Annotated in this window: 25 protein-coding genes; 10 read left to right on the forward strand and 15 right to left on the reverse strand. The window is 71.5% G+C overall.

Features of this window, described 5'->3' with window-relative positions; genetic code table 11:
* Window positions 1-537: 537 nt before the first annotated feature.
* On the forward strand, window positions 538-1584 hold the full coding sequence (gene trpS, locus ABZ642_RS35735; RefSeq protein ID WP_360492084.1) for a tryptophan--tRNA ligase: 1047 nt from the start codon (window positions 538-540) through the stop codon (window positions 1582-1584).
* An 87-nt stretch (window positions 1585-1671) separates the two neighbouring features.
* Here trpS and proC read toward each other — a convergent pair whose 3' ends face one another.
* The 7 genes from proC to ABZ642_RS35770 all read right to left on the reverse strand — a co-directional run bounded on the left by proC (window position 1672) and on the right by ABZ642_RS35770 (window position 6698).
* Window positions 1672-2484 carry a pyrroline-5-carboxylate reductase gene (proC, locus tag ABZ642_RS35740; RefSeq protein ID WP_360492087.1) on the reverse strand — a complete coding sequence of 271 codons (813 nt, stop codon included), beginning with the start codon at window positions 2482-2484 and terminating at the stop codon, window positions 1672-1674.
* Window positions 2485-2552: 68 nt separating this feature from the next.
* The gene (locus ABZ642_RS35745; protein WP_360492090.1) at window positions 2553-3350 is read right to left on the reverse strand and encodes an ABC transporter permease; all 798 of its coding nucleotides are present in this window, start codon (window positions 3348-3350) and stop codon (window positions 2553-2555) included.
* Entirely contained in the window at window positions 3347-4162 is an 816-nt protein-coding gene (locus ABZ642_RS35750; RefSeq protein WP_360492093.1) for an ABC transporter ATP-binding protein, read from the reverse strand. The genes ABZ642_RS35745 and ABZ642_RS35750 overlap by 4 nt, the downstream gene beginning before the upstream one ends.
* A 326-nt stretch (window positions 4163-4488) precedes the next feature.
* On the reverse strand, window positions 4489-5289 hold the full coding sequence (locus ABZ642_RS35755; RefSeq protein WP_360492096.1) for a class I SAM-dependent methyltransferase: 801 nt from the start codon (window positions 5287-5289) through the stop codon (window positions 4489-4491).
* A gap of 163 nt (window positions 5290-5452) precedes the next feature.
* Window positions 5453-5959: an EamA/RhaT family transporter gene (locus tag ABZ642_RS35760; RefSeq protein ID WP_360492099.1), complete on the reverse strand. Its 507-nt coding sequence runs from the start codon at window positions 5957-5959 to the stop codon at window positions 5453-5455.
* A gap of 51 nt (window positions 5960-6010) precedes the next feature.
* Window positions 6011-6301 carry an SH3 domain-containing protein gene (locus ABZ642_RS35765; protein ID WP_360492102.1) on the reverse strand — a complete coding sequence of 97 codons (291 nt, stop codon included), beginning with the start codon at window positions 6299-6301 and terminating at the stop codon, window positions 6011-6013.
* A gap of 76 nt (window positions 6302-6377) precedes the next feature.
* On the reverse strand, window positions 6378-6698 hold the full coding sequence (locus tag ABZ642_RS35770; RefSeq protein WP_360492105.1) for an SH3 domain-containing protein: 321 nt from the start codon (window positions 6696-6698) through the stop codon (window positions 6378-6380).
* Window positions 6699-6879: 181 nt separating this feature from the next.
* On the opposite strand from ABZ642_RS35770, the gene ABZ642_RS35775 reads away from it, so the two are divergent.
* A complete protein-coding gene (locus ABZ642_RS35775) occupies window positions 6880-8997 on the forward strand; it encodes a serine/threonine-protein kinase (protein ID WP_360492108.1) in 2118 nt (705 codons plus the stop codon).
* A 70-nt stretch (window positions 8998-9067) separates the two neighbouring features.
* On the opposite strand, the gene ilvD is transcribed toward ABZ642_RS35775, so the two are convergent.
* From ilvD to ABZ642_RS35795, 4 genes are all read right to left on the reverse strand, one after another.
* Window positions 9068-10921, reverse strand: a complete 1854-nt coding sequence (gene ilvD / locus ABZ642_RS35780; RefSeq protein WP_360492110.1) for a dihydroxy-acid dehydratase — start codon at window positions 10919-10921, stop codon at window positions 9068-9070.
* Window positions 10922-11030: 109 nt separating this feature from the next.
* Complete coding sequence (locus tag ABZ642_RS35785) at window positions 11031-11663, reverse strand: TetR family transcriptional regulator (RefSeq protein ID WP_360492113.1); 633 nt, start codon at window positions 11661-11663, stop codon at window positions 11031-11033.
* Complete coding sequence (locus tag ABZ642_RS35790; protein WP_360492116.1) at window positions 11660-12490, reverse strand: sugar phosphate isomerase/epimerase; 831 nt, start codon at window positions 12488-12490, stop codon at window positions 11660-11662. Before ABZ642_RS35790 ends, ABZ642_RS35785 begins: the two co-directional genes overlap by 4 nt.
* Before the next feature lie 131 nt (window positions 12491-12621).
* Window positions 12622-13554 (reverse strand): Ppx/GppA phosphatase family protein, encoded by a 933-nt coding sequence (locus ABZ642_RS35795; RefSeq protein ID WP_360492119.1) that lies wholly within the window; start codon window positions 13552-13554, stop codon window positions 12622-12624.
* 83 nt (window positions 13555-13637) lie between these two features.
* Here ABZ642_RS35795 and ABZ642_RS35800 point away from each other — a divergent pair, with 83 nt between their 5' ends.
* On the forward strand, window positions 13638-14495 hold the full coding sequence (locus ABZ642_RS35800) for a hypothetical protein (protein ID WP_360492122.1): 858 nt from the start codon (window positions 13638-13640) through the stop codon (window positions 14493-14495).
* Window positions 14496-14605: 110 nt separating this feature from the next.
* Here the strand turns inward: ABZ642_RS35800 and ABZ642_RS35805 are convergent, their stop codons facing one another.
* The gene (locus tag ABZ642_RS35805; protein WP_360492125.1) at window positions 14606-16291 is read right to left on the reverse strand and encodes a hypothetical protein; all 1686 of its coding nucleotides are present in this window, start codon (window positions 16289-16291) and stop codon (window positions 14606-14608) included.
* A gap of 207 nt (window positions 16292-16498) precedes the next feature.
* On the opposite strand from ABZ642_RS35805, the gene radA reads away from it, so the two are divergent.
* Window positions 16499-17908: a DNA repair protein RadA gene (gene radA, locus ABZ642_RS35810; RefSeq protein WP_360492128.1), complete on the forward strand. Its 1410-nt coding sequence runs from the start codon at window positions 16499-16501 to the stop codon at window positions 17906-17908.
* Window positions 17909-17988: 80 nt separating this feature from the next.
* On the forward strand, window positions 17989-19113 hold the full coding sequence (disA, locus tag ABZ642_RS35815; RefSeq protein WP_360492131.1) for a DNA integrity scanning diadenylate cyclase DisA: 1125 nt from the start codon (window positions 17989-17991) through the stop codon (window positions 19111-19113).
* 188 nt (window positions 19114-19301) lie between these two features.
* Here disA and ABZ642_RS35820 read toward each other — a convergent pair whose 3' ends face one another.
* Window positions 19302-20147, reverse strand: coding sequence for a hypothetical protein (locus ABZ642_RS35820; protein WP_360492134.1), 846 nt, complete (start codon window positions 20145-20147; stop codon window positions 19302-19304).
* Between the two features lie 267 nt (window positions 20148-20414).
* Here ABZ642_RS35820 and ABZ642_RS35825 point away from each other — a divergent pair, with 267 nt between their 5' ends.
* The 5 genes from ABZ642_RS35825 (at window position 20415) to cseC (ending at window position 24866) form a co-directional block, all read left to right on the forward strand.
* On the forward strand, window positions 20415-21290 hold the full coding sequence (locus tag ABZ642_RS35825) for an A/G-specific adenine glycosylase (RefSeq protein WP_360492137.1): 876 nt from the start codon (window positions 20415-20417) through the stop codon (window positions 21288-21290).
* A gap of 267 nt (window positions 21291-21557) precedes the next feature.
* Complete coding sequence (locus ABZ642_RS35830; protein WP_360492140.1) at window positions 21558-22097, forward strand: SigE family RNA polymerase sigma factor; 540 nt, start codon at window positions 21558-21560, stop codon at window positions 22095-22097.
* Window positions 22085-22753: a hypothetical protein gene (locus ABZ642_RS35835; protein WP_360492143.1), complete on the forward strand. Its 669-nt coding sequence runs from the start codon at window positions 22085-22087 to the stop codon at window positions 22751-22753. Before ABZ642_RS35830 ends, ABZ642_RS35835 begins: the two co-directional genes overlap by 13 nt.
* A gap of 29 nt (window positions 22754-22782) precedes the next feature.
* Window positions 22783-23487: a two-component system response regulator CseB gene (gene cseB, locus ABZ642_RS35840; RefSeq protein ID WP_360492146.1), complete on the forward strand. Its 705-nt coding sequence runs from the start codon at window positions 22783-22785 to the stop codon at window positions 23485-23487.
* An 11-nt stretch (window positions 23488-23498) separates the two neighbouring features.
* Complete coding sequence (gene cseC / locus ABZ642_RS35845; protein WP_360492149.1) at window positions 23499-24866, forward strand: two-component system sensor histidine kinase CseC; 1368 nt, start codon at window positions 23499-23501, stop codon at window positions 24864-24866.
* Window positions 24867-24918: 52 nt separating this feature from the next.
* Here cseC and ABZ642_RS35850 read toward each other — a convergent pair whose 3' ends face one another.
* Window positions 24919-25776: a class I SAM-dependent methyltransferase gene (locus ABZ642_RS35850; RefSeq protein ID WP_360492152.1), complete on the reverse strand. Its 858-nt coding sequence runs from the start codon at window positions 25774-25776 to the stop codon at window positions 24919-24921.
* 2 nt (window positions 25777-25778) lie between these two features.
* The gene (locus tag ABZ642_RS35855) at window positions 25779-26210 is read right to left on the reverse strand and encodes a VOC family protein (RefSeq protein WP_360492155.1); all 432 of its coding nucleotides are present in this window, start codon (window positions 26208-26210) and stop codon (window positions 25779-25781) included.
* Window positions 26211-26239 lie beyond the last annotated feature (29 nt).

A 26239-nucleotide genomic window follows, 5' to 3' on the forward strand; every position in this document is an offset into this window, starting at 1 on the left:
GTTCTCGCTCTCGCGTTTCCCTTTCCGGCGGTTCCGACTCTATCAGATCCTTTCGGCGTCTGATTCCCAGTCAGCGGGTGTTGTCTTCGCGGCTGGTAGGCCGTTCCGACGAGTGAGACTTTAGCGGATTCCCGGCCTCCGAGCTAATCGGGGGCCGCGTCCTTTCGAACGTGGATTCCTTCATTTCGCACATACGCATGCCGAAGCAAAAAGGCGACGGATCGCCGACTGCTGGTAGGTACTTGCGGAATGGCTGTCCGGGGACCGACCGGAGTCGGCGCTCACGTCGGACAACTCGGAGAACATTACGTAACCGGTTGGGGTGTGTCAACTCGCGGTGGGACGGCACCCCGGAGCGTAGGGTGGAGGACATGACGACGCGTACGTGCACCCAGCAGTGGTGGGCCGCCTGACGGCGGCCGCGTTCACGTACGCATTCAACGGCCGCCGCCTCGGCGGCCGTTCGTGTATCTCCCTCCAGAACCTCTGAGGGTCGGCCGCTCGGGACGGCGGCTCCGACCAGGAGGTGGAGAAGGAATGACACGGGTCTTCAGCGGGATCAAGCCGACCGGGCACCTGACACTGGGGAACTACCTGGGGGCCATGCGGCAGTGGGCTGCCGTGGATCAGCACCAGGCCGACTCCTTGTTCTGCATCGTCGATCTGCACGGGATGACCGTGGACCACGATCCGGCCCGGTTGCGCCGGCTCACCCGGCAGGCGGCGACCCTGTTGCTGGCGGCCGGCCTGGATCCGCAGCTGTGCACCGTGTTCGTGCAGAGTCATGTCGACGAGCACACCCGGCTGTCGTACCTCATGGAGTGCGTGGCCACCGACGGGGAGATGCGGCGCATGATCCAGTACAAGGAGAAGGTCGCGAGCGAGGCGGTGCGCGGGCGGAGTGTGCGGCTGTCCCTGCTGACGTATCCGGCGCTGATGGCGGCGGACATCCTGGCGTACGGGGCGGACGAGGTGCCGGTGGGGGACGACCAGGCACAGCACGTGGAGCTGACGCGGGATCTCGCGGTGCGGTTCAACCAGCGGTACGGGCACACGTTCGTGGTGCCGAAGGCGACCGTGCCGAAAGTGGCGGCACGGGTGATGAACCTCCAGGATCCGACGTCGAAGATGGGCAAGAGCGACGACTCCGGAGCGGGCATCGTCTATCTGCTCGACGAACCGGAGGTGATCCGGAAGAAGATCATGCGGGCCGTGACGGACAGTGGGCAGGAGGTCGTCTACGACCGGGAGGAGCAGCCCGGGGTCGCGAATCTACTGGAGATTCTCGCTGCGTGCACGGGCGGGAACCCTGAGTCACTGGCAACCGTTCACGATTCGTACGGCGCTCTGAAGCAGGCCACCGCGGAGGCGGTGTTGGACGTGCTCAGTCCCGTGCGGGCCAGGCACAAGGAGTTGTGTGTCGATCCGGGATACGTGGAGGAGGTGCTGCGGCATGGAGCGGAGAAGGCTCGGGCGATCGCCCGGCCGATCGTCGATACCGCCTATCGGGCGATCGGGCTGTTGCCGCCGGGCCCCTTCTCGGGAGCTGCCGCGGTGCAGCCCGCGTTGAACGCGGCGCGCTAGCCGCACGGCAGTCCCTCGTGGCGGCTCTCGGTCCTTCTCGCCGCAGTCCTTGTTGTCCCGGTCCTTGTTACCTCGGTCCTTCTCGCCTCAGTCCTTCTTGCCGGTGGCGAGCTCGCGGCTGCGGTCGCGGGCGGCTTCGAGGGCGGCGATGAGGGCGGCCCGTACGCCGTGGTTCTCCAGTTCGCGAATGGCGTTGATGGTGGTGCCGGCGGGCGAGGTGACGTTCTCGCGGAGCTTGACGGGGTGTTCACCGCTGTCGCGGAGCATCACGGCGGCGCCGATCGCGGACTGGACGATGAGGTCATGGGCCTTGTCGCGGGGCAGGCCGAGCAGGATGCCGGCATCGGTCATGGCCTCGACCAGGTAGAAGAAGTACGCCGGGCCCGAGCCCGACAGGGCGGTGCAGGCGTCCTGCTGGGACTCGGGGACCTGGAGGGTCTTGCCGACGGCACCGAAGATCTCCTCGGCGGTGGCGAGGTGGGCGGCGGTGGCGTGGCTGCCGGCGGAGATGACGGACATCGCCTCGTCGACGAGGGCGGGGGTGTTCGTCATGACACGGACGACCGGGGTGCCGGTGACGAGGCGCTCCTCGAAGAAGGAGGTGGGGATGCCCGCCGCGCCGCTGATGACGAGGCGGTCGGCGGGGATGTGCGGCGCGAGTTCGTCGAGGAGGGCGCCCATGTCCTGCGGCTTGACCGTGAGGATCAGGGTGTCGGCGGTCTTCGCGGCCTCGGCGTTGGTGACCGGGGTGACTCCGTGGCGGGCGCGGAGTTCTTCGGCCCGTTCGGGGCGGCGGGCGGTGACCAGGAGGTCGGCGGGTGCCCAGCCGGCCCGGATCATTCCGCTGAGCAGGGCTTCGCCGATCTTGCCGGTACCGAGGACTGCGACTTTCTGACTCATACGGTTCAGTCTGGCACCGGGAGTGGCGGGCGGGGGGCGGTTGTCCGCTGGGCGGACGTCGGCGACGGCTATGCCGTCCGTCGCCTGAGGGTGGCCGCGCCCAGGGTCAGCACCAGCAGGGCGCAGCCGGCGACGATCAGGACGTCCCTGAGGAAGGTGGCGGTCATGTCGGTGTGGTGGAGGACCTGGTTCATGCCGTCGACCGCGTAGGACATGGGGAGGACGTCGGAGAGGGCCTCGAGGGCAGGGTGCATCTCGGAGCGGGGTGTGAAGAGGCCGCAGAGGAGGAGCTGAGGAAAGATCACCGCGGGCATGAACTGGACCGCCTGGAATTCCGAGGCCGCGAAGGCCGAGACGAAAAGACCGAGGGCTGTGCCGAGCAGGGCGTCGAGCAGGGCGACCAGGAGCAGGAGCCAGGGGGAGCCGGTGACGTCGAGGCCCAGGAACCAGACGGCCAGGCCGGTGGCGAGGGCCGACTGGATGATCGCGAGGATGCCGAAGGCGAGCGCGTAGCCGGCGATGAGGTCGGCCTTGCCCAGCGGCATGGCGAGGAGGCGTTCGAGGGTGCCGGAGGTGCGTTCGCGGAGGGTGGCGATGGAGGTCACCAGGAACATCGTGATGAGCGGGAAGATGCCGAGGAGTGAGGCGCCGATGTTGTCGAAGGTGTGCGGGCTGCCGTCGAAGACGTAGCGGAGCAGGACCAGCATCAGGCAGGGGATGAGGAGCAGCAGCGCGATCGTGCGGGGGTCGTGGCGGAGCTGGCGCAGGACACGGGCCGCGGTGGCCGTGGTGCGGGAGAGGTTCAGGGCGCTGACGGGTGCGGTCGCGGTGGTCGCCGTCCGGGCGGTGGCCGTCTGAGTGGTCATCGTGCGGTTTCCTTCGTGCGGGACTTGGACTTGGTGGCCGCTTCGTCGACGAGGTGCAGGAAGGCCGCCTCGACCGTGTCGGAGCCGGTGCGGGCGCGGAGGGCCTCGGGGGTCTCGTCGGCGAGGATCTCGCCCTCGCGCATGAGGAGGAGGCGGTGGCAGCGCTCGGCCTCGTCCATGACGTGGGAGGAGATGAGGAGGGTCGCGCCGCGGGTCGCGGTGATGGAGTGGAAGAGCTGCCAGAGGTCGCGGCGCAGGACGGGGTCGAGGCCGACGGTCGGTTCGTCGAGGACGAGGAGTTCGGGGGTGCCGAGCAGGGCGACGGCGAGGGAGACGCGGCTGCGCTGGCCGCCGGAGAGGTTGCCGGCGAGGGAGTCGGCGTGGCTGGTGAGGTCGACTTCGCCGAGGACGCGTTCGACGTCGGCGCGGCGGTCGGGGGCGGGGCGGGTGGGGTCGAGGATCGAGCCGAAGTAGTCGAGGTTCTGGCGGATGGTCAGGTCGTCGTAGACGGAGGGGGCTTGGGTGACGTAGCCGATGCGGGTCCGGAGGGTGGGGTGGCCGGCGGGGCTGCCGAGGACGTTCAGGGTGCCGGTGACCTTGGCCTGGCTGCCGACGATGGAACGCATCAGGGTCGATTTGCCGCATCCGGAAGGCCCGAGCAGGCCGGTGATCTGGCCGCGCGGGACGGTGAAGTCGAGGCCGCGCAGGACGGTTCGGGGGCCTCGGACGGCGGTGAGTCCGGCGGCCTGGACGGCGGGGGGCAGGGCGGAGTTGCCGGGGGCCTCGGTCGGCTCCGGCGAGTAATTCACCATGTGATGAATAATCCTCGGCGCGCCAGGGGGCGTCAAGGGGAGCGTTGGGGGGAGCAGCACCGGTGGAACTGTCGTGGCCGGGCGCCGGGCGCCAGGCGTCCGCTCTGCGGCCACCGGACCGTGGATCGCCCTCGCTGGTGTGCCGCTGACCGGGCGGGATCCCGGCAGATGGGCGGGGTACGCCTGTCGCCTCCGCTGGTCGTGCCCGAGGGGTACGTCCGAGGTGGTTCCGCCCGCTGAATCCGGCCTGGTCCGCGATGGGGACACGGCTGAGCCGCCACCGGCCTCCGCGGCTGCATCGGGCGGCGGCCGGTGGTGCGTATCGCTCAGGCGTTGAGGGCGACGAGAAGGAGGACGTCGTACGTCTCCTCGACGATCCCTTCCGGGAAGGTCTTCAGGAGGTGGGCGCGCTCCTCGGCGAGGAAGGCGGTGCGGCGGTCCGCGGGGGTGACCAGGAATGCCGAGTGGCTGCCGATGTTGGCGAGATGAGTGTCGAGGGGGATGCGGCGGCTCCAGCGGACCGCGCGACGGGCGAAGCGGAGGCGGCCGCTGGGGTCGGCGAGATCCGTGCGGTCGGCCGCCTTGCGCTTCACGGTGGCGATGTCCTCGCCGAAGAAGCGGCTCATCCGCTCGTTCTGCCCGACGATCCAGTCGATGTCCAGGGCGTCGGTGTTCCACCACAGCGCCAGCGCGCCGCCGGGGCGCAGTACGCGGAGCGCCTCCGGCACGGAGTGGGCCGGGTCGGTCCAGTGCCAGGCCTGGGCGTAGGTGAGGAAGTCGGCGGTGCCGTCGGCGAGCGGGAGGGCGTTGCCGTTGCCGCGGACGACCGGGATGCCGGGGAGTGTGGCGTGGAACTGCGCCGCCATGCCCTCGCCCGGCTCCACCGCGACCACGTCGGCGCCGCGCGCATGCAGGAGGGCGGTCGCGATGCCGGTCCCCGCGCCGACGTCGACCACCCGGGCGCCGGCGAGGGAACGGCCGGCCTCCTCCTCGACGGCGTCGAGGAGAGCCGGCGGGTAGGAGGGGCGGTTCGCGGCGTACTGGGCCGCGGCGGCGTTGAAGGAGTGGGCGCGGGTTGCGTGGGAGGAGGGGGCGGGGGGCGAGGGGTGCGACGGGCCTGTGGTCATACGGCCATGGTCCCGGGAGCGGGGTGGGGGACGACAGAGGTTTTCTGACGGGGCGGGGCGGAGTGAAGTGGAGTGGAGCAAGGTGAGGCGAGGTGAGGATGGGGGGCGGCCGGCCGAGCGGATCTGTCGCTTCGCGCCTTCTGCGCTGAGCCGCCCGACGGCCTCAGCGTTTCCGCTTCTTCTTCGACGGGTTGCCCGAGCGGCGCGTCGTGCCGCGTTCGTGTTCCTGGACGGCGTTGTCGTACTCGGTGCGGTGGAGTTTCTCGCCCGGGGCCTCCGTCAGGGACCGGAAGAAGTAGGCGAGGAGGGAGCCGACGAAGCCGATGGCGAGGAGGCCGCGCAGGGAGGCCTGGCGTTCGGGGTCGGGGCGCTTACCGAAGGACTCCCAGGTGTTCCGGAAGGCCAGGGCGCTGCAGATGGCGAACATCGCGACGACCAGGACCGTGACGAAGGACCCGGTGTCGGCGAGTTGCACGCCCTCGTAGGCGAGGCGCAGGACCAGGCAGGAGGCGACTGCGGCGGCGAGTGAGCCCACGCCCACGCCGATGCGGCGGACGGTGTAGCCGTCGTCATGGTTGACCCAGGACGTGCCGAAGAAACGGAGGGGCTCGGGGCGGGGTCCGCCGGTGGAGCCCGCGGGGGTGTCCGGGGTGCCTGGTTCGTCGCTCACGGGACGATTATGGCGCCGGACGGCCCGCGGGCTCCGGGTCGGGGTGACCGGTCAGGCACAGCGGTCGGCCACGTAGCCGTCGCTGCCGGTGTTGACGTAGGTGTCCGAGACGAACTCGCCGTTGTCGACGTTGTCCCAGATGTTCGACGTGCCGTAGTACCCGGATACCGTCGTACCCGGCGTCTGGCAGAAGATCGGGACCTTCGTTCCCTCGGGGAGGGTGCGGGTGATGTTGTAGTTGGTGCCCGGGCCGCTGCGGACGTTCAGACGGACGCCCGGGGCGACGGAGTATGTGTTCACGGTGGCGGCCGCGCTGGCGACGGAGGCCGACCCCATGATCATGAGAAAGGCTCCGGCGGAGCCTGCGAGAAGGACGGAAGCGCGTCTTCTGGATGTCATCCCAGTCCTCCTGGACCGGTCAGGAGCAGCGGTCGGCCACGTAACCGTCGCTGCCGGTGTTGACGTAGGCGTCTGATACGAACTCGCCGTTGCTGATGTTGTCCCAGATCTTGGACGTGCCGTAGTACCCGGACACCGTCGTACCGGGCGTCTGGCAGTAGATCGGGACCTTGGCGCCCTCGGGGAGGACGCGCGTGATGTCGTAACTCGTGCCGGGACCGCTGCGGACGTTCAGGCGGAGGCCCGGGGCGACCGAGTAGTAGCGCACGGACGCCGTCAGCGTCGTGACGGCCTCATCCTCGCCGCCGCTCTCGGCTTCCTGCGCGTGATCAACAGACATGCAGAACTCCCCCCACCGGACCCATGAGTGCCATGGAGTCCCGTTGATTCCCCTGAATCGAGCCACGAAACACATGTGCGCAACTCGCACGCGGAGGCTAGCAAGCCGCCTCTGTATCGCACGCGTCATCGACTAGGCTCCGTGCGTCGCGCGCCGCGAAGAACAGCACGGGGGTGATCCCATGACGCCACAGCGCAACACCGGAGCGGGCGCGGAAGCGGAACTTCCCGAGTACGCCGGGCACTACCGCCTGGAATCCTGCCTGGGTTCGGGCGGCATGGGCGTGGTGCACCTCGCCCGCAGCACCTCGGGGCTGAAGCTCGCCGTGAAGGTCGTACACGCCGAGTTTTCCAAGGACCGTGAGTTCAGGGGCCGTTTCCGGCAGGAGGTGGCCGCCGCGCGCAAGGTCAGCGGCGCATTCACCGCGTCCGTCGTGGACGCCGATCCAGAGGCCGCACGGCCCTGGATGGCCACCCTCTTCATCCCCGGCCCGACCCTGGCCGAGCACGTGAAGCGGAACGGCCCCATGCCCCCTGCCCAGTTGCGCCGGCTGATGGCGGGGCTCGCGGAGGCGTTGCGCGACATTCACCGGGTCGGGGTGGTGCACCGGGATCTCAAGCCGAGCAACGTGCTGCTCGCCGAGGACGGTCCGAAGGTCATCGACTTCGGCATTTCCCGGCCGAAGGACAGCGAACTGCGGACCGAGACCGGCAAGTTGATCGGCACGCCGCCGTTCATGGCGCCGGAGCAGTTCCGGCGGCCGCGTGAGGTCGGGCCGGCCGCCGACATCTTCGCGCTCGGGTCGGTGCTGGTGCACGCGGCGACCGGGCGCGGGCCGTTCGACTCCGACAGCCCTTACGTCGTCGCCTACCAGGTCGTGCATGACGAGCCCGACCTCACCGACGTACCGGAGGAACTCGCTCCGCTGGTGCTGCGCTGTCTCGCCAAGGAGCCCGAGGACCGGCCGACACCTGACGAAATGATGCGGGAACTGCGGTCGTTGTCAGCGTCGTACGACACGCAGGCGTTCATACCGGCACAGCGGACCGGTGTCACCGGCGACAGCAGTGACATGCCGATGCCGGAGCCGCCGAAGGAGAAGGAGTCGGGGCGGCGGCGCAGGCCACGCCTCAGCAGGCGGGTCGCCTTGGCCACGGGTGCCGTCGTGCTCGCGCTGGGCGGGGTCGCGGCCTTCGTCCGGTGGGGAGCCGGGAGCGGCCCGGAGCAGCGGGAGAGCAACTCGGGAACCACTGCCACCGCTTTCGCCGCCTGGCAGGCGAACCCGGTCACCAAGGGCGCGGCCACTCCCCAATGTGCCACCGGTGACGGGAAGTTGTTCTGCACCGAGACGTCTGTGGCCTTCGCCCTGGACCCGGTGACGGGCGCCGTGCTCTGGCGGCACTCCGTCGCCGACGCCCAGTGGAGCAGACCCCCGGTCCTCTCCGGCGGGCTCGTGCAACTCGTCACGGACAAGGCCCGGCATGTGACGGCGCTCGATCCGGACTCGGGCAGGAGCCGATGGCAGCGGGAGCTGCCCGAGAACAGGGGCATGAAGTACGCGGGCGACATGCTTCTGCTCGCGCGCGCGGACGGCACGGTCACCGGGGTCGACAGCGCGACCGGCACCACCGAGTGGAGCCGGCCGACAGAGGGTCATGGCACACCGCGGATCGACTTCTTTCCCTCGGATCCGTCGGCGGCGTATCTGACCAGTTCGTCCGCGGACGGGGCCGGCACCCAGGTGACCGCCGTGGACCCGGCCACCGGAGACGTGCGGTGGGACACGCCTTTGCATGGTCTGCTGCGGCCGGTCGGCGCGCAGGACGGGGCGGTCTTCCTGCTGGCCGCTGATCCGGTGTACGGCGACACCAGTGCGGTGGTCCGCTACACGCCGGGATCCGGAACCACCCGCCGGGTCAAGCTGCCCGCTCCCCGTTCGGACGCACAGGCCGGGGTGCACGACGGCGTGGTCTATGTGCTGGCCGCCACCGGGTCCCTGGACGCCGTCGACCTGGACGCAGGCAGGCGGACATGGCACCTGGAGACTTCGGTGAGCCGGGGCTCGGCGCCCGTCGCCGACGATCGGCACGTGTACTTCTCCGCCGCCGACGGGCGGCTGATGGCCGTGGACACGCACGACGGGAAGGTCGCCGGACAGACCTCGCCCCGCTTCGGAACCGCCTCGGGCGGCGTAGCCACCTCGGTGCCCGCCCCCCTGATCCTCGCCGCCCACGTCTACGCCTCCGCCCCCGACGGCACCGTCTTCGCCGTGGACGCGGAGGATCCCGCCGCTTGGTGATGACATACGACGGAAGGGGTCGCCCCCCTTGTGGGAGGCGGCCCCTGTCGCATCTGTCACATGCCCGGCGTCAGCCCAGCTTCGTCACGTCGCGCACCGCGCCGCGGTCCGCGCTGGTGGCCATCGCCGCGTAGGCCCGCAGGGCCGCCGAGACCTTGCGGTCGCGGTTCTTCGGGGCGTACACGCCGTTCAGGGCCTGCTCGCGACGGGCCAGCTCGGCGTCGTCGACGAGGAGCTCGATCGTGCGGTTCGGGATGTCGATGCGGATGCGGTCGCCGTTCTCGACGAGGGCGATGGTGCCGCCCGAGGCCGCCTCCGGCGAGGCGTGGCCGATCGACAGGCCCGACGTACCGCCGGAGAAGCGGCCGTCCGTGATCAGCGCGCAGGTCTTGCCGAGGCCGCGGCCCTTGAGGAAGGACGTCGGGTACAGCATCTCCTGCATGCCGGGGCCGCCCTTGGGACCCTCGTAGCGGATGACGACCACGTCGCCGTGGGTGACCTGCTTGTTGAGGATCTTCTCGACGGCCTCTTCCTGCGACTCGCAGACGACCGCCGGGCCCTCGAAGGTCCAGATCGACTCGTCGACGCCGGCCGTCTTCACCACACAGCCGTCGACGGCGAGGTTGCCCTTGAGGACCGCGAGGCCGCCGTCCTTGGAGTACGCGTGCTCGACGCTGCGGATGCAGCCCTCCGCCGCGTCCTCGTCCAGGGCCTCCCAGCGCTCGGACTGGGAGAAGGCCTCGGAGGAGCGGACGCAGCCCGGGGCCGCGTGCCACAGTTCCACCGCCTCGGGGGACGGGGAGCCGCCGCGCACGTCCCAGGTCTTCAGCCAGTCCGACAGGGACGGGCTGTGCACGGAGTGGACGTCCTCGTTGAGGAGACCGCCGCGGTGCAGTTCGCCGAGGAGGGCGGGGATACCGCCGGCCCGGTGCACGTCCTCCATGTAGTACGTGCGGGTCTTCGCGACGTTCGGGGCCACCTTGGCCAGGCAGGGCACCCGGCGCGAGACCTCGTTGATCTCCTCCAGGCCGAAGGAGACGCCCGCCTCCTGGGCGGCGGCCAGCAGGTGCAGGATCGTGTTGGTGGAGCCGCCCATCGCGATGTCCAGGGCCATGGCGTTCTCGAACGCGGCGAAGGTCGCGATGTTGAGGGGCAGGACCGTGTCGTCGTCCTGCTCGTAGTAGCGGCGGGTGATGTCCATGACCGTGCGGGCCGCGTCGACGTACAGCTGCTTACGGGCCGTGTGGGTGGCCAGCACCGAGCCGTTGCCGGGGAGGGAGAGACCGATGGCCTCGGTCAGGCAGTTCATCGAGTTGGCGGTGAACATGCCGGAGCAGGAGCCGCAGGTCGGACAGGCGTTCTCCTCGATCTTGAGGACGTCCTCGTCGGAGATGCTCTCGTTGGCCGCGTCGACCATCGCGTCGATCAGGTCGAGGGTGCGGACCGTGCCGTCGACGAGGGTGGCGCGGCCGGCCTCCATCGGACCGCCGGAGACGAAGACCGTGGGGATGTTGAGCCGCAGCGCGGCCATCAGCATGCCCGGCGTGATCTTGTCGCAGTTGGAGATGCAGACCAGGGCGTCGGCGCAGTGCGCCTCGACCATGTACTCGACCGAGTCCGCGATCAGGTCGCGGGACGGGAGGGAGTACAGCATGCCGCCGTGGCCCATCGCGATGCCGTCGTCCACGGCGATCGTGTTGAACTCGCGCGGGATGCCGCCCGCCTCCTTGATCGCCTCGCTGACGATCCGGCCGACCGGCTGGAGGTGGGTGTGACCCGGCACGAACTCGGTGAAGCTGTTGGCGACCGCGATGATCGGCTTGCGGCCGATGTCCGCGCCCGGTACACCGGAGGCGCGCATAAGGGCGCGGGCGCCCGCCATGTTGCGGCCGTGGGTGACTGTGCGGGACCTCAGCTCGGGCATCGTGGCTCGCTCCTTCAGACAGATAGGGCTGCTATCGAGCGTACGCCCGTTGCCCAGGCCTCGGGACGAGGTGTCCGGAATGCGGGACGGGTGTCTCGTGACGCCGGCCTCACGGCCCGGTCAGATGCCCCTGCACCACCGGCGCCACCCGCGCCACGATCTGCTCCAGGTCGGCCGACGCCAACGGCTCCAGCTTGATCACGTACCGCAGCATCGCGCACCCCACCAGCTGCGCGGCCGCCAGCTCGGCGCGCAGCCGCGCGTCCGGGAGGTCCAGCTGTTCGGCGAGACGGCGCAGCAGCTGGGCGGCGATCAGCCGGCGGAAGACGGCGGCGGCTGTCTCGTTGTTCACAGCCGAGCGGAGGATCGCCAGCAGGGGCGTACGGGTGGTGGGGTTCTCCCAGATACCGAAGACGAAGCGGGTCAGGCGCTCGCCGACGCCGTCCACCGGGCCGTCGGCGATCGCGGAGGGAGCGTTCAGCGCGGGGGCGAAGACGACCGAGATGGCGGCCTCGAAGACCTGCTCCTTGGTGCCGAAGTAGTGGTGCACGAGGGCCGAGTCGACGCCGGCGGTCTTGGCGATCCCGCGGACGGACGTCTTGTCGTATCCGAGTTCGGAGAACTCCTCGCGGGCGGCGGCGAGGATACGGTCCCGGGTGTCCGCCGACTCGGTACGCGGGGGGCGGCCGCGGCGACGGGTACCGGTACCGGTCTCACCGCTTCCGGTCTCGGCGCCGGTCACCGGCGGGGCACCTTCACCGCCGAGGCCAGGTGCAGGCGGGTGAACGCCAGCGCCTCCGCGAGGTCGGCCTCGCGCTCGGCGCCGGACATCGCGCGCCGGGTGTTGACCTCGATGACGACATGCCCGTCGAAGCCGGTGAACGCGAGACGCTCCAGGAGCTCGGCGCAGGGCTGGGTGCCGCGGCCGGGCACCAGGTGCTCGTCCTTGGCCGAGCCGCGGCCGTCGGCGAGGTGGACATGGCCGAGCCGGCCGCCCATCCGGTCGAGCATGGCGAGCGCGTCCGTGCGCGAGGTCGAGGCATGGCTGAGGTCGATCGTGAAGTGCCGGTAGTCGTCCTTGGTGACGTCCCAGTCGGGGGCGTACGCCAGCATCTCGCGGTCGCGATAGCGCCAGGGGTACATGTTCTCCACCGCGAACCGGACGTCCGTCTCGTTCGCCATGCGCCAGATCCCCTCGACGAAGTCGCGGGCGTACTGACGCTGCCAGCGGAACGGCGGGTGCACCACGACCGTGCTCGCGCCCAGCTTCTCGGCGGCGGCCCGGGCCCGCTGGAGCTTGACCCAGGGGTCGGTGGACCAGACCCGCTGGGTGATCAGCAGACAGGGCGCGTGGACGGCGAGGATCGGGATGCGGTGGTAGTCGCTCAGCCTGCGCAGGGCCTCGATGTCCTGGCTGACCGGGTCGGTCCACACCATGACCTCGACGCCGTCGTAGCCGAGGCGCGCGGCGATCTCGAAGGCCGTCGCCGTCGACTCCGGATAGACGGAGGCCGTTGAGAGCGCGACCTTCGCATCCGGGATGCGGACGACGTCCCTTGGTTTTGCCACGAGGGACAGGTTACGGGGTGGGGTTGGGTGGAGGCGGGGCACGTCTTCGCCGGTGTGACGATCGTCGCGTCGGCGGTGCGGGCGGGCGCCTGCCCGCCGTTGCGTGTCACCCGCGCCTCCCGCGGGGGTGCCTACGCCGAACCCATGTGATCAAGTCGCCGCAGGATCACGCCCTCCCGGAGCGCCCACGGGCACACCTCCACCGTCTCCACCTCGAACAGGTCCATCGCGGCCTCCGCCACCAGCGCGCCCGCCACCAGCTGGCCCGAGCGGCCCTCGGAGACTCCGGGGAGTGCGCCGCGCTGGGCCGTGTTCATGGCCGCCAGCCGCGGGACCCAGGTCTCCAGGGAGCTGCGCTTGAGCTCGCGCTGGACGTAGAGGCCGTCGGCGGAGCGGGCCGCGCCGGCGATACGGGCCAGCTGCTTGAAGGTCTTGGAGGTGGCGACCACGTGGTCGGGGGCGCCGAAGCGGCTGAACTCGCCGACGGTACGCGCGATCTGGGCCCGTACATGGCGGCGCAGTGCCCGTATGTCGTCCGGGGCGGGCGGGTCGCCGGGGAGCCAGCCGGCGGTGAGGCGGCCGGCGCCGAGCGGCAGCGAGACGGCCGTGTCCGGCTCCTCGTCGATGCCGTACGCGATCTCCAGGGAGCCGCCCCCGATGTCCAGGACCAGCAGCTTTCCGGCGGACCAGCCGAACCAGCGGCGTACCGCGAGGAAGGTCAGCCGGGCCTCCTCGGCACCGGTGAGGACCTGGAGCTCGACGCCGGTCTCGGCCTTCACGCGCGCGAGGACGTCATCGGCGTTGCTGGCCTCGCGCACGGCGGAGGTGGCGAACGGCAGCAGATCCTCGACGCCCTTGTCCTCGGCGGCCTGCAGGGCCTCATGGACGACACCGATCAGTTTCTCGACCCCGTCGGGACCGATCGCGCCGTTGCCGTCGAGGAGTTGGGCAAGGCGCAATTCCGCCTTGTGCGAGTGCGCGGGCAGCGGGCGTGCGCCGGGGTGAGCATCCACCACCAGCAGATGCACCGTGTTGGATCCCACGTCGAGGACACCGAGTCTCATGTACGGAACGCTACTGCCAGGTGGCCGGTATCCCCTCGTCGGAGCCGTCCCCGAAGCCGGCTCGGGCGACATACCCTGTACAGGTGCCAAAGACGAAAAAGACGAAGGACCACAAGGGCGCCAAATCCGCCGACGGTTCTTCTCGGGCGACGCCACCGAAGAAGTCGAAGACGTCACCGCGGCCTCCGGCAGGGGACGAGAAGGGCCTCGACTTCGCGCGCGCATGGGTGGAATTCCCGGATCCGGCGGACGACGAGCAGGTGTTCCGCTGCGATCTGACATGGCTGACCTCCCGCTGGAACTGCATCTTCGGCAGCGGCTGCCAGGGCATCCAGGCGGGCCGCGCGGACGACGGCTGCTGCACGCTGGGCGCGCACTTCTCCGACGAGGACGACGAGAAGCGGGTCGCCGATCATGTGTCGAGGCTCACGCCGGACATCTGGCAGCACCACGACGAAGGCACGCGGAACGGCTGGATCTCGGAGGACGACGAGGGCTCCCGCCAGACCCGTCCGTTCAACGGCTCGTGCATCTTCCAGAACCGTCCCGGTTTCGCGGGCGGCGCGGGCTGCTCGCTGCACATCCTGGCGCTGCGGGAGGGCCGCGAGCCGCTGGAGACCAAGCCGGACGTCTGCTGGCAGCTCCCGATCCGCCGCACGTACGACTGGATCGACCGCCCCGACGACACGCGCGTCCTCCAGGTCTCGATCGGCGAGTACGACCGCAGGGGCTGGGGCCCGGGCGGCCACGACCTGCACTGGTGGTGCACGTCGGCGACCTCGGCACACGGCGCGGGCGACCCGGTCTACGTCTCCTACCGCCCGGAACTGACCGAACTGATGGGCAAGGCCGGCTACGACCGCCTGGCAGAACTGTGCGAGGAGCGCCTGGCTTCCCAGCTCCCACTGCTGGCCCCGCATCCGGCGGATCCGGTGAGCTGAGGCCATTTTTTCGGGGGCACGGGGGGGCGGTCCTGCCGAGCGACACCCACTGCGGCGCCCCGAAAGGGGCGCGGGGAACTGTGCGAGCAACCACGATGGCGCCGCACACTTCACGGACTCGCCGACGCTCCCGCACTTTCGCTCTCCGTCGGCGAAGCCGACTCCGTCGGACTGGCGCTGTCCGATGCGGTCGGCGTAGGCGAAGCCGACGTCGGCGGCTCGCTGACCGGCGGTGTCGGTTGGGGGGACGACGACTCGGTCGCCGTCGGCGTCGGCCGCCCCGGAGGGGTCGGCCCCCTGCGCACCGGCGGAGCCATCCCGTACCCGTCGATCGACACCACCGCCCCCGCCGGCGCCACCGCCACCCGCGCGCTCCAGTGCCCGGCCGGCTCCCGCAGATGATCGACGTACACCTTGATCGTGAACGACTCGCCCGGCCGGAGCGTTCCGGAGGACCGCGAGAAGTACAGCCACCCCGCCGAGGTGGACACCGACCACCGCATCGGCGCGTCCCCGGCCGCCGCGAGCGTGATCAGCGTCGTGTCACCGTCGTTCGCGGCCGTCACCGCTAGGTGCCCCGCACCGGCCTTCGTCCGGTCGCCGCCCACGACGCCGACCACCTCCACCGAGACGTCGGCCTTGCCGTCCTTCCCGATGCGCGGCCCGGGTCTGGTGCTGGCGTTTCCGGCGTTCTCGTAGCCCCCGGCCTCGTCGCCGCCCAGCGCGTCGGGTCCGGTGGCCTCGCGCGCGGTCGCGGACGGGCCGTCGTGGCTCTCCCCCGCCGGCGAGCCCCGGTACGCGGCCCACAGCGCCAGCACCGGCGCCGCCACCACCGTGGCGACGACGGTCGTCGTGACGGCACGCGCGCGTAGCCGGTCGCGGCGGGCCGCGCGGTCCTTGGGGTCCATCGGGAACCCGCGCCGGTCGAAGCGCGGCACGGCCGCGCCACGCGCGCGCGTGGGGTGCGCCATCGCCATGTGCAGGGCCGCGCGGGGCGCCTCCAGGACGGGCAGCTCGGCGGGCGTGGTGATCGCGCCGGGCCACCGCCCGGGGGCCGCGCGTTCTGCGGTACGGCGGCAGCGCGGGCAGTCGTCGACGTGCCGGACCAGCTCGCGGCGCAGGGCGCTGCTGAGCACCAGCTGGCTGTCGCCGGTGAGGTGGGACACGCTGGGGCAGCCGCCGGTCTCGACGACGGCGAGCGCCGCGCGGGTGCGTTCCACCTCGCAGGCGGCGGAGGCGAGCAGCTCACGGGCGCCGGCCAGGTCCATGCCGAGGACGGCGGCGACCTCTTGGGCGGTCAGGTGGTGGCGTACGGCGAGTTCGAGTGCCTCGCGCTGCTCCGGGGTGGTGCCGGCGGCCTCGGGCCAGGCGAGCAGGGCGAGTTCGCGGCGCCGATGCTCCTCGGTCTCGACGGCGGCCGGCGGCTCGGGGGCGCTGTGCCGGCCCGCCGCATGGGTGGCCTGACGTTTCTGCTTGGCCTCGGCAAGCCCGCGCAGACAGGCCCAGCGGGCCAGCGCGTACAGCCAGGCCCTGCGGTCCCCGGCGGCCTCCGGGACGCGCTGGCCACGCCGCTCGGCGAGGGCGAGGACGTCCCCGAGGGCGGTGGTGGCCGCGTCGTGGTCGCACAGCACCGAGAGGCAGTACGTGAACAGCCCGTCCAGGTACGGCTCGTAGCGCGCCGACGGCCGTTGCGCCAGCGCACGCGCCGCCGCACGATCGCGCGCTGCGCGCGCCCCCCGGTGCGCCCGGTGCGCGCCGGTCATGCGGGTCGAGGTTTCCGGGCTGCTGCTCATCACCCGTGCGACCGTAGGCGGCGGCGTAACGTCCCTTCTTGCACCTTGAGCACTTTTAATCCGTACGGGTGAAACGATCCCTCATAAGGGGACACCGCCCCGAGATTCGGCGGCTCGCCCCCGATGGGGCATGGCCAGGACCCGTCCACCCACATCCGTCTCGGACGTCACCATGGCCCCGTTGTCAGTGGCGGGAGCTACGGTTTCCGCATGGCTGCCCGTACCAAGACCGCGAAAGACCGTCCGTCGTACCGCTGCACCGAGTGCGGCTGGCAGACGGCCAAGTGGCTCGGCCGCTGCCCCGAGTGCCAGGCCTGGGGGACGGTCGAGGAGTACGGCACGCCCGCGGTCCGCACCACGGCGCCGGGCCGGGTCACCACCTCCGCGGTGCCCATCGGCGAGGTCGACGGCCGCCAGGCCACCGCGCGGACGACCGGCGTGCCCGAGCTGGACCGGGTGCTCGGCGGCGGCCTGGTCCCCGGCGCGGTCGTCCTGCTGGCCGGCGAGCCCGGCGTCGGCAAGTCCACCCTCCTGCTCGACGTGGCGGCCAAGGCGGCCAGCGACCAGCACCGCACGCTCTACGTCACCGGCGAGGAGTCCGCGAGCCAGGTCCGGCTGCGCGCCGACCGCATCGGCGCCATCGACGACCACCTCTATCTCGCCGCCGAGACCGATCTGGCCGCCGTCCTCGGCCACTTGGACGCGGTCAAGCCGTCGCTGCTGATCCTGGACTCCGTGCAGACGGTCGCGTCGCCCGAGATCGACGGCGCACCCGGCGGCATGGCCCAGGTGCGGGAGGTGGCCGGAGCGCTCATCCGCGCCTCCAAGGACCGGGGCATGTCGACTCTCCTGGTGGGCCATGTCACCAAGGACGGCGCGATCGCGGGCCCCCGTCTCCTCGAACACCTCGTGGACGTCGTGCTGCACTTCGAGGGCGACCGGCACGCGCGCCTGCGGCTCGTCCGGGGCGTCAAGAACCGCTACGGCACCACCGACGAGGTCGGCTGCTTCGAACTGCACGACGAGGGCATCACGGGCCTCACCGACCCGAGCGGACTTTTCCTGACACGTCGCGACGAACCGGTCCCGGGTACCTGTCTGACGGTGACCCTGGAGGGTCGCCGCCCGCTGGTCGCCGAGGTCCAGGCGCTGACCGTGGAATCCCAGATCCCCTCCCCGCGCCGCACCACCTCCGGCCTGGAGACCTCCCGGGTCTCGATGATGCTGGCGGTGCTGGAGCAGCGCGGGCGGATCAGCGCGCTCGGCAAGCGGGACATCTACTCCGCGACCGTGGGCGGCGTGAAGCTCTCCGAGCCCGCGGCCGATCTGGCGATCGCCCTCGCCCTGGCCTCCGCCGCGAGCGACACCCCGCTCCCCAAGAACCTGGTCGCCATCGGCGAGGTCGGCCTCGCGGGCGAGGTCAGACGGGTCACCGGTGTCCAGCGCAGGCTCTCGGAGGCGCACCGCCTGGGCTTCACGCACGCACTCGTACCGAGCGATCCCGGCAAGATCCCGGCGGGCATGAAGGTCCTGGAAGTCGCGGACATGGGGGACGCGCTGCGGGTGCTGCCGCGCTCCCGTCGCCGAGAGGCCCCACGGAAGGCGGAGGAGCGCCGGTAGACTTTGCCCTGGTCTCGCCCGTCCGTACGAACCGCGTGCGGGTGCGGGAGCGCCAAAGAACCTGCGACCGGAGGAGTGCAGTGGCAGCCAACGACCGGGCAGCGGCTCCCGGAAAGTCCGGTGGGAGTGCCGGTTCCGATGGCCTGATGCGCGCCTCGCTGAGCGCTGTGGCTCCGGGCACGTCGATGCGCGACGGCCTGGAGCGGGTCCTCCGGGGCAACACCGGCGGGCTCATCGTCCTCGGCTTCGACAAGACGGTCGAGACGATGTGCACGGGCGGTTTCGTCCTCGATGTCGAGTTCACGGCGACCCGGCTGCGCGAGCTGTGCAAGCTCGACGGCGGCATCGTGATCTCCTCCGACCTGTCGAAGATCCTCCGGGCCGGCGTCCAGTTCGTGCCGGACGCGACGATCCCCACGGAGGAGACGGGCACGCGGCACCGCACGGCGGACCGGGTCTCCAAACAGGTCGGCTTCCCGGTGGTCTCGGTATCCCAGTCGATGCGGCTGATCGCGCTCTACGTCGACGGGCAGCGCCGTGTCCTGGAGGACTCGGCGGCGATCCTCTCCCGTGCGAACCAGGCGCTGGCGACCCTGGAGCGGTACAAGCTCCGCCTGGACGAGGTCGCGGGAACGTTGTCAGCGCTGGAGATCGAGGACCTGGTGACGGTCCGCGACGTCTCGGCCGTCGCCCAGCGGCTGGAGATGGTCCGCCGTATCGCCACGGAGATCGCCGAGTACGTCGTCGAACTGGGCACCGACGGGCGGCTGCTCGCGCTCCAGCTGGACGAGCTGATCGCGGGCGTCGAGCCCGAGCGCGAGCTGGTGGTCCGGGACTACGTCCCCGAGCCCACGGCCAAGCGCTCCCGCACGGTCGACGAGGCGCTCTCCGAGCTGGACGCGCTGAGCCACGCGGAGCTGCTGGAACTGTCGACGGTGGCGCGGGCGCTCGGTTACACGGGGTCCCCGGAGGCGCTGGACTCGGCGGTGTCGCCGCGCGGCTTCCGCCTGCTGGCGAAGGTTCCGCGGCTGCCCGGGGCGATCATCGACCGGTTGGTGGAGCATTTCGGGGGCCTGCAGAAGCTGCTCGCCGCGAGCGTCGACGATCTCCAGACCGTCGACGGGGTCGGCGAGGCACGCGCCCGCAGCGTCCGGGAGGGCCTGTCGAGGCTGGCGGAGTCGTCAATCCTCGAACGGTACGTGTAGCGCCGCGGGGGGCCGGTATTTCGGCTGCCGGCCGGTGCGGGCCGACCGCGCGGTTCCCCGCGCCCCTTACGGGGCCCGTCGTAGCTGCGGGCAGTCGTGCCGCCGGGGCGGCACGGGTGGGCGCTGGGGGGTACCCCCTCTGGGGGAGGCACCCTGCGGGCGCCGGTGAGCGAAACCCCCGGCCTCGGCTAATCCGCCGCCAGTACGAAGGACGCCTGGGCCTTTGTGAAGCCCGGGGTGGCGGCTTCCAGCAGGTACGTGCCTGAGCCGGCCGATCCCGCCGAAGGCGTCGCGCACTGGGGAGCGCTCGGCTTGCGGTCCCACTTCAGGGTGTACGTGATGCTGTCGCCCGCCGGCACGCGGTACCACAGGGTCCCCGCCGACCTCGGGCAGTCCGCCGACGACCAGTAACTGTCGTCCGCACTGGCCGGCGTGATCGTCAACACCGCGTTCTTCGGCCCGAGATCGACCTTGCAGTCACTGGACGACGTGTTCTTCGCCGTGAGTTCGAAGGTCGGCGTCTGCTCCGGCGAGTAGGAGTTGTGCAGGCTCTTCAGGCTCAACGACACCGCCGAGGCGGTGCAGTCGGGGAGGGTGGAGGCGCCCGGCAGCGAGGCGACCGTACCGCCGGAGCCCGAGGTGACGTCACCCGAGCCCGACGAGGCCCCCGAGGATCCGCCGGAACCGGACGCCGAGCCGCCACCCGACCCGTGCGAACTCCCGCCGCCGGAACCGGAACTGGAACCGGAACCGCTGCCCGTGCCGGACGACGCGCCGCCGCCCCCGCTCGACTCGTCCCGCCCGCCCGGCGCCTGGCTGATCGCCGGCCCGCTGCCGGACGGCCCCGGCGTGATCGTGGACGCGGGATTCTTGCCGTCCGCCCCGTCGGCGCCCTTCTTGCCGCCCCCGCCACTCGACGTGACGATCCAGGTGATCAGCAGCGCCAGCACGGCGACCACGGACACCATGACGACCCTCCGTCGCCAGTAGATGGAGGAGGGAAGCGGCCCGACCGGATTGCGCAGAGATCCCACGGCGCAAACTGTACGAGAGATCCGTGCACTTCCTCGCCCCACCCGCCGCTCAAACCTCAACTTTTCCGGATCATCATTTCGGCAACTTCCTTCGGCACAACCCTTCTTCGCGTGACAGGCGCGCAGGAGGGGGCCGCGGGGCGGTTCCGCAGGACGGCTCCCGAGGACAGGCGCCGCAAGGACACGCCCCGGACCGGCCGCCGCCCGGCCCCGCCGCGAACCACGTCCAACCCAGCCGTGGCCGGACGTGGCAGGATCGGAAGGGCCATGACTGAGAAGCTCCATGCCCCCGTGATCGCCTGGTTCGACGCCCATGCCCGTGACCTCCCCTGGCGCCGCCCGGAGGCGGGTCCGTGGGGTGTGATGGTCAGCGAGTTCATGTTGCAGCAGACCCCGGTCAGCCGGGTGCTGCCCGTCTACGAGCAGTGGCTGGCCCGCTGGCCGCGCCCCGCCGACCTCGCCGCCGAGGCGCCCGGCGAGGCGGTGCGCGCCTGGGGCCGGCTCGGCTACCCGCGCCGCGCCCTGCGGCTGCACGGCGCCGCCGTCGCCATAGCGGAACGGCACGACGGCGACGTACCGACGGATCACGCGCAACTGCTCGCGCTGCCCGGCATCGGCGAGTACACCGCCGCGGCCGTCGCCTCCTTCGCGTACGGGCAGCGGCACGCCGTGCTCGACACCAATGTGCGGCGGGTGTTCGCGCGGGCCGTGACCGGTGTGCAGTACCCGCCGAACGCCACCACCGCCGCCGAGCGCAGGCTCGCACGTGAGCTGCTGCCCGAGGACGAGCGGACCGCCGCCCGCTGGGCCGCCGCCTCCATGGAGCTCGGTGCGCTGGTGTGCACGGCGAAGAACGAGGGGTGCCCGCGCTGCCCGATCGCCGGGGAGTGCGCCTGGCGGCTGGCCGGCAAGCCGGAGCACGAGGGGCCGCCCCGGCGCGGGCAGACGTACGCCGGTACCGACCGGCAGGTGCGCGGCAAGCTGCTGGCCGTGCTGCGCGAGGCGTACGCCCCCGTGCCGCAGGCGACGCTCGACCGGGTGTGGCACGAGCCGGTGCAGCGGGCCCGCGCGCTGGACGGGCTGGTCTCGGACGGGCTGGTGGAGCCGCTCGCGGACGGCCTGTACCGGCTTCCGCTGGGCTGACGTACAGCCACATCACAGCAGAAGAGGCAGTGTTACGACCCCACCGGCAGGGCAAATCAACACATAACCTGCCATAAGGTTGCGCCCGCTTACCCCGCACCTACATCCGTTACACAACCGACGGACAGCCGATTGCTACCCGCAGGCTGCTCCGCACAGCCCCGTGACAACAGGTCCGTAGCTTCGTTTCTGTGCCCGCCAGGACTGCGGGACGGCAGGAACTCAGGCACAGGGCCGGGGAAAACGGGGATCGGGAGGCGGTTGATCATGGCGCAGGGCGAGGTGCTCGGATTCGAGGAGTACGTCCGCACTCGGCAGGACGCGCTGCTGCGCAGTGCCCGCCGGCTGGTCCCGGACCCGACGGACGCCCAGGACCTGCTCCAGACCGCGCTGGTACGGACGTACGGCCGCTGGGAGACCATCGAGGACAAGCGGCTCGCGGACGCCTACCTGCGCCGGGTCATGATCAACACGCGGACCGAGTGGTGGCGGGCCCGGAAGCTGGAGGAGGTCCCGACCGAGCAGCTGCCCGACGCCTGCGTGGAGGACTCCACCGAGCAGCACGCGGACCGCGCGCTCCTCATGGACATCATGAAGGTTCTGGCACCGAAGCAGCGCAGTGTCGTGGTGCTGCGACACTGGGAGCAGATGTCCACGGAGGAGACGGCCGCCGCCCTCGGCATGTCGGCCGGAACGGTCAAGAGCACGCTGCACCGGGCGCTCGCCCGGCTCCGCGAGGAGCTGGAGTCACGCGATCTCGACGCACGCGCGCTGGAGCGTGAGGAGCGGGAGCGTTGCGCGGCCTGACCGGCACAGGGCCCAGCCGGGGCCCGGCGAGTGCACAGGCGGTGACCACGGCGGCGGCCGTGCTCGCCGCCCTCGCCCTTTTCGCCGCCGCCTGCGGTACCGGCGGCACCGGCGCCCGGGACGAGGGTCCGGCACACGCCGACTCGGCGGAGAAGGCCCCGGCCGCCGCCGTCCCCTCACCCAACCCGTCCCAGACGTATGCCAAGGTCGACGCGGTCGCCCTGGTGAAGGCCGATCCGGCGGTCTCGGCCACCGTGAAACGGGACCTGAAGCCGTGCGCGGGCGACGAGTACCCGGTCGACGTCACCTACGGCGATCTGACCGGCGGCCCGGCCGAGGACATCGTCGTGAACGTGCTGACCTGCGGAGACGCGGTCGGGGTGGGGGCGTACGTGTACCGCGAGGAGAGCGGCACGTACAAGAATGTGTTCAAGGCCGAGGAGTCCCCGGTCTACGCGGAGATCGACCGGGGCGACCTGAGCGTGACCAAACAGGTCTACGAGAAGGGCGACCCGGTGTCGAGCCCCTCCGGTGAGAACGTGATCACCTACAGCTGGGCCGCGGGACGCTTCGTCCAGGAGGACTTCCACCACACCGACTACGGCAACGCGACCGGCAGCGGGGACGCCACGCCGGTCCCGTCCCCCGCCGGCTGACCCCACACCGACCACACGAGAGAGCAGGGATGGCAGACCAGACCCACGTCCTGTTCGTCGAGGACGACGACGTCATCCGCGAGGCCACCCAGCTCGCCCTGGAGCGGGACGGCTTCGCGGTCACCGCCATGCCCGACGGGCTGTCCGGCCTGGAGGCGTTCCGCGCCGACCGGCCCGACATCGCCCTGCTGGACGTGATGGTGCCGGGCCTGGACGGGGTGAGCCTGTGCCGGCGCATCCGCGACGAGTCCACGGTGCCGGTGATCATGCTGTCGGCGCGCGCCGACTCCATCGACGTGGTGCTGGGACTGGAGGCGGGCGCCGACGACTACGTCACCAAGCCGTTCGACGGCGCGGTGCTGGTCGCCCGGATCCGCGCCGTGCTGCGGCGCTTCGGGCACGCGAGCGGCGGCGACCGGCCGCACGAGGACGCGGCCGCGGTCACCGGCCTCCCTCTCACCTTCGGCGAGCTGGAGATCGACACCGAGGGCATGGAGGTGCGCCGGGCCGGCCAGCCGGTCGCGCTCACCCCGACCGAGATGCGGCTGCTCCTGGAGTTCTCCTCGACACCGGGGACCGTACTCTCCCGCGACAAGCTGCTGGAACGCGTCTGGGACTACGGCTGGGGCGGAGACACCCGGGTCGTCGACGTCCATGTGCAGCGGCTGCGGACGAAGATCGGCCAGGACCGGATCGAGACGGTCCGTGGTTTCGGTTACAAGCTGAAGGCCTGAGCGGGGCGGTCATGCGGGGGCTCATCAGATCCATCCAGAGATCCATCCGGCACCGAGGTCCGAGTCTGCGCACCGGGCTCCGGTGGAAGCTCAGCGCGGCGATCGCGCTGGTCGGCGCGCTCGTCGCGATCGCACTGAGCCTGGTGGTGCACAACGCCGCCCGGGTCTCGATGCTGGACAACGCGCGCGACCTGGCCAACGAACGGCTGCAGATCGCGCAGCGCAACTACGAGCTGTACGGGCGGGCGAACTTCCCGGACGTCAAGGTCAACGACCCCGAGCTGCCGCCGGCGCTGCGCGAGCGGGTCGACGCGGGACGCCGGGCGACCGACGTCATCGACCCGGGCAGCGGCGCGCCGGACATCTGGGCGGCGGTACAGGCCAAGGACGGGCGGGTGCTGTCCCTGCACGGCACCTTCCCGAACCGGAGCAGCGATGTGCTCAAGGACCTCGACCAGGCCCTGGTCATCGGCTCCATCGCGGTCGTGCTCGGCGGCAGCGCGCTCGGCGTGCTGATCGGCGGGCAGCTCTCGCGGCGGCTGCGCAAGGCGGCGGCCGCGGCCAACCAGGTCGCCCAGGGCGAGCCGGACGTGCGGGTGCGGGAGGCGATCGGCGGGGTCGTACGGGACGAGACCGACGACCTGGCGCGCGCGGTGGACGCCATGGCGGACGCGTTGCAGCAGCGGCTTGAGGCCGAACGGCGGGTGACGGCCGACATCGCGCACGAGCTGCGGACGCCGGTGACCGGGCTGCTCACGGCGGCCGAACTGCTGCCGCCCGGCCGCCCGACCGAGCTGGTCCTGGACCGGGCGAAGGCGATGCGCACCCTCGTCGAGGACGTACTGGAGGTGGCCCGGCTCGACAGCGCCTCCGAGCGGGCCGAGCTGCAGGACATCATGCTGGGCGAGTTCGTCGCCCGGCGGGTGACCGCGAAGGACCCGGCGATCGAGGTGCGGGTGGTGCACGAGTCGGAGGTCACCACCGATCCGCGCCGCCTGGAGCGGGTGCTGTTCAACCTGCTCGCCAACGCGGCCCGGCACGGCAGGCCGCCCATCGAGGTGACCGTCGAGGGCCGGGTCATCCGGGTCCGCGACCACGGCCCCGGCTTCCCCGAGAAACTGCTCGCGGAGGGCCCGAGCCGCTTCCGCACCGGCAGCGAGGACCGCGCGGGGCAGGGCCACGGCCTGGGCCTGACCATCGCGGCCGGCCAGGCCCGCGTCCTGGGCGCCCGCCTGACCTTCCGCAACATCCGCCCGGCGGGCGCGCCCCCGCACCTTCCGGCGGAGGGCGCGGTGGCCGTGCTGTGGCTGCCGGAGCACGCCCCGACAGCCACGGGGAGCTACCCGATGCTGCCGGGGCCGACACAGGCGAGCCGTTGAACCACTGAGCGACTGAGTGCCTGAGCCGCTGAGGCTCAGGGGCGTGGCCGGCTCAGGTCATGGCCACGAGGAGTTCCTCGCCACGGGACGGGCGCAGGTCGTCGGTCCGGTCCGCGAAGTAGCGCTGGGCCAGCTCCTCCGCGGGCACGTGCCGGGTCTCGCGGAAACCGGCCTCCCTGGCCAGGGCCGCGATCCGCTCGGGTGGATAGAAGCTCAGGAAGGGCGTGCCGGAGGCCCGCGCGCCCCGCTGCGCCACCCGCAACTGCTCCCGCTGGTCCGGCTCGACGTCCTCGATCGGCCGCAGGAACGTCGTGACCAGCGTCGACCCGGGGGCCAGCCCGGCGATACGGCGGAGGGTGGCGGCCACGGCGTCCTCGGTGAGGTACATGGTGACCCCGGCGGAGGCGACCACCGCCGGCCGCCCCGGATCGAGACCGGCGTCCACCAGCCGCCCCCACCAGTCCCCCTCGAAGTCCACCGGCACCAGCCGCAGCCAGCCGGGCACGCCGTACCCCAGCTCGGTCAGCCGCCGCCGCTTCCACGCCACGGCTCCGGCCCGGTCGGCCTCGAACACCCGCAGCCCGGCGGCCACCGCGTCGGACGCGCGGCGCTGGGCGAAGGTGTCCAGACCGGCGCCCAGCACCACGTACTGGTCCACCCCGTGCCCGGCCGCCGTCAGCACCAGGTCCTCGACGAACCGGGCCCTGGCCACGATGGACGCCCGGGTCCGCCGGGTGGCCTCGGCGTCCATGTCCGGCCGAGCCCGCCAGTCGTCCCCGGCCACCGGTCCGGCGAGCCGCAGCCCGGCCTCGTCCTCGATCACGTAAGGCGGCGGGTCGGCGCGCAGATGCAGTGCCCGCCACAGGGCGACGCGAACGGCGGTGTGATCGGGTGCCTCCGGCACGGCCACGGTCAGAACTCCTTGGAGAAGTCGAGTTCCTCGCTGCGCTCGGTCAGCGAGTACCAGTTGCCGTTGTCGTCGCGGAAGATCGCCTCGATGCCGTACGGCCGTTCCTTGGGCTCCTGGACGAACTCGACGCCCCGCGCCCGGAAGGTCTCGTAGTCTCCCCGGCAGTCGTCGGTGCGGAACGCCCCCGCGCCCAGGGCGCCCTTGGCGACCAGCGTGCGCAGCGCCGCCGCGGACTCGGGGTCGAGCCCCGGCCCGTCCACGCGCATCAGGGCGAGTTCGACACCGGGCTGGCCCTTGGCGCCGACGGTGACCCAGTGCATGTCACCCATGGCGATGTCGTCGCGTACCTCGAAGCCGAGCTTCTCGGTGAAGAAGGCCTTGGTGCGCTGCTGGTCGAAGGTCCACACGGTGGTGATGGCCAGGCCCTGGATCATGGCTGTGCTCTCCTGCCGGACGGTCGCTG

This window comes from Streptomyces sp. NPDC007157, from assembly GCF_040634235.1.
Classification (GTDB): domain Bacteria; phylum Actinomycetota; class Actinomycetes; order Streptomycetales; family Streptomycetaceae; genus Streptomyces.